Genomic DNA, 2,318 nt, shown 5'->3' with positions numbered 1-2,318 from the left:
ACCCCGCGCGGCCGTCCCGCGCGGCCCGGCTTCCTCACGGCCCCTCGCCCTTCCGGGCGGGGGGCCGTTGCCGTACAGTCGCAGCACTTTGACTGACGTACCGTCAGTATCCGGCGGTCGGAGGGACGGTGGCATGCGGCTCGGTCTGGCACTCGGCTACTGGGGGCGCGGGCCCGCCGCGGACCACCTCTCGCTGGCCCAGGAGGCGGAGCGGCTGGGCTACCACTCGGTGTGGACGGCCGAGTCCTGGGGCTCGGACGCGTTCACCCCGCTCACCTGGATCGCGGCCGGCACGTCGACGATCCGGCTGGGCACGGCGGTCGCGCAGATGGCGGCCCGGCCGCCCACCACCACCGCGATGCACGCGCTGACCCTCGACCACCTCTCCGGCGGCCGGATGATGCTCGGCCTCGGGCTGTCCGGACCGCAGGTCGTCGAGGGGTGGTACGGGCGCCCCTTCCCGCACTCGCCGCTGACCGCGACCCGGGAGTACGTCGACGTCGTACGGCAGGTGCTGCGCCGCGAGGCGCCGGTGGAGCTGGACGGCCGCTTCCACGCGCACCCCTACCGCGGCCCGGACGCCACCGGCCTGGGCAGGCCGCTCAAACCGATCACGCACCCCCTGCGCCCGGATCTGCCGGTCCTGCTCGGCGCCGAGGGGCCGAGGAACGTGGCCCAGACGGTCCGCATCGCCGACGGCTGGCTGCCGCTGTACTGGGCGCCCACCCGGCCCGAGGTCTACGGTCCCGCGCTCGCCGCCCTGCCGAAGGACTTCCTCGTCGCCCCCATGGCGCAGGTGCGGGTGTGCGACGACGTCGCCGAGGGGCTGCTGCCGGTCAAGGCGATGCTGGGCTTCTACATCGGCGGCATGGGGCACGCGGCCCGCAACTTCCACGCCGACCTGATGGCCCGCATGGGCTACGAGGCCGAGGCGCGGCGGATCCAGGAGCTGTTCCTCGCCGGCCGCCGCGAGGAGGCCGTACGGGCCGTGCCGGACGCCTTCGCCGACGAGATCTCCCTGGTGGGCCCGCGCGAGCGCGTCGCCGAGCGGCTGGCGGCATGGCGCGAGGGCCCGGTGACGGACCTGCTGGCCCTCGCCCCGGACCCCCGCACCCTGCGGGTGCTGGCCGAGCTGAGCGGCTGAACCCACGGGCTCCTAGGAGCCGTTGTTGAGCTCGGAGGTGGACGGCACCTTGTTCTTGACCTCCGCGCCCGCGCTCTTGCCCGCTTCCTTCACCTTGTTGATGGTGTCGTTGAAGCTGTTCGCCGCCGAGCCGTCGCCCTTGCGCAGCTTGGCCGGCAGGTCCTTCAGGTTGGTGATCGCCGCCTGCAGTGGGGCCAGGGCCTTGGACAGCGTCGGGTCGCCCTGGGCGTTGCGCACGGCCGCCTTGAGCCGGTTGTAGGTGAAGGCGCCCGCCAGACCCGCCTTGATGAGGGTGACCTTGCGCCCGTGGGCGCCCTTCTTGAACTTGCCCTCCTTGTACGGCTTGTAGATCCATTCGTAGGTGGCCCCGGCCGCCAGGGCCGCGTTGGCGACGAAGCGGGTCTTGGCGAACTTCTGCTTCTCCGCGGAGGTGCTGGGGCTCGGTGTGGCCGCCGCGACGGCGACGGTGGGGCTGCGGGGTGCGGTCTCCTGACTCGCGGCCCAGGCGGTGGATCCGGCGAGCAGGGCGCAGCAGACGGTGAGCGCCACCGCGAGGCGGCGTAGGGATACGGGCACGGTGTCCTCCCGTTAGGGGTGTCGCTCGTGTGCTCCGCAGCTCCGTGTGATCCCACCGGTGACCTGCGAAACAGGGGGGACCCGAGTGCTTCGGTCGGTGCGCCGGCCGTCACTCCCCGTACGCGTTACAGGTTTCAATCAGGATTCCGGGGCCAGACGGAAAGGCATGTCCCCTCGATATCGCACGGGTTCCAACTCCGCCGGTACGGTCATCGCGGTGGTCGCGGACATCATGGCCGTCATCCTCGGACTCTGGATCCTCATGTATCTGCTGGACGCCAACCGGGCCAACCAGCTGGTCCAGTTCGTCCACGACGCGGCCAACTGGCTCGCCGGCTGGTCGCGTGACCTGTTCACCTTCGACAAGGCATGGGCGCGCGTGGTGGCCGGCTACGGCCTGGCGGCCGTGGTGTACCTGTTCGTCGGCCACGCCATCGCCAACCGCATGCACCGCCACTGACACCGTGCCGCGGCGTTCACCGGAACGCCGCGGCGGCCGGTCAGTCGCAGCAGTCCGTCTCCAGGCCCCTGGGCAGCCGGTCGCCCGCGAAGACCGTACAGGTGGCCTCATGGCCGCCGAGCGCGGCCACGGCGAGCA

The 2,318-nt window shown here is 72.0% G+C and carries 3 protein-coding genes; 2 read left to right on the top strand and 1 reads right to left on the bottom strand.

Translation table 11 applies throughout. The annotated features are described in order from the left end of the window. The first annotated feature begins 133 nt into the window (after positions 1–133). Positions 134–1,144, top strand: coding sequence for an LLM class F420-dependent oxidoreductase (locus IE249_RS01185; protein WP_189702861.1), 1,011 nt, complete (start codon positions 134–136; stop codon positions 1,142–1,144). A 12-nt stretch (positions 1,145–1,156) separates the two neighbouring features. Here IE249_RS01185 and IE249_RS01180 read toward each other — a convergent pair whose 3' ends face one another. Further along, positions 1,157–1,720: a hypothetical protein gene (locus IE249_RS01180; RefSeq protein WP_189702860.1), complete on the bottom strand. Its 564-nt coding sequence runs from the start codon at positions 1,718–1,720 to the stop codon at positions 1,157–1,159. A 166-nt stretch (positions 1,721–1,886) separates the two neighbouring features. Between IE249_RS01180 and IE249_RS01175 the strand changes: the two genes are divergently transcribed. After that, positions 1,887–2,180 carry a hypothetical protein gene (locus IE249_RS01175; RefSeq protein WP_189702859.1) on the top strand — a complete coding sequence of 98 codons (294 nt, stop codon included), beginning with the start codon at positions 1,887–1,889 and terminating at the stop codon, positions 2,178–2,180. Positions 2,181–2,318: the final 138 nt, after the last annotated feature.

Origin of the sequence: Streptomyces anandii JCM 4720, assembly GCF_014650655.1 — a bacterium.
In the GTDB taxonomy this organism is placed as follows: Bacteria; Actinomycetota; Actinomycetes; order Streptomycetales; family Streptomycetaceae; genus Streptomyces; species Streptomyces anandii.
Note: the sequence above shows the minus strand (reverse complement) of the source record. Positions and strands in the feature narration are given on the sequence as shown.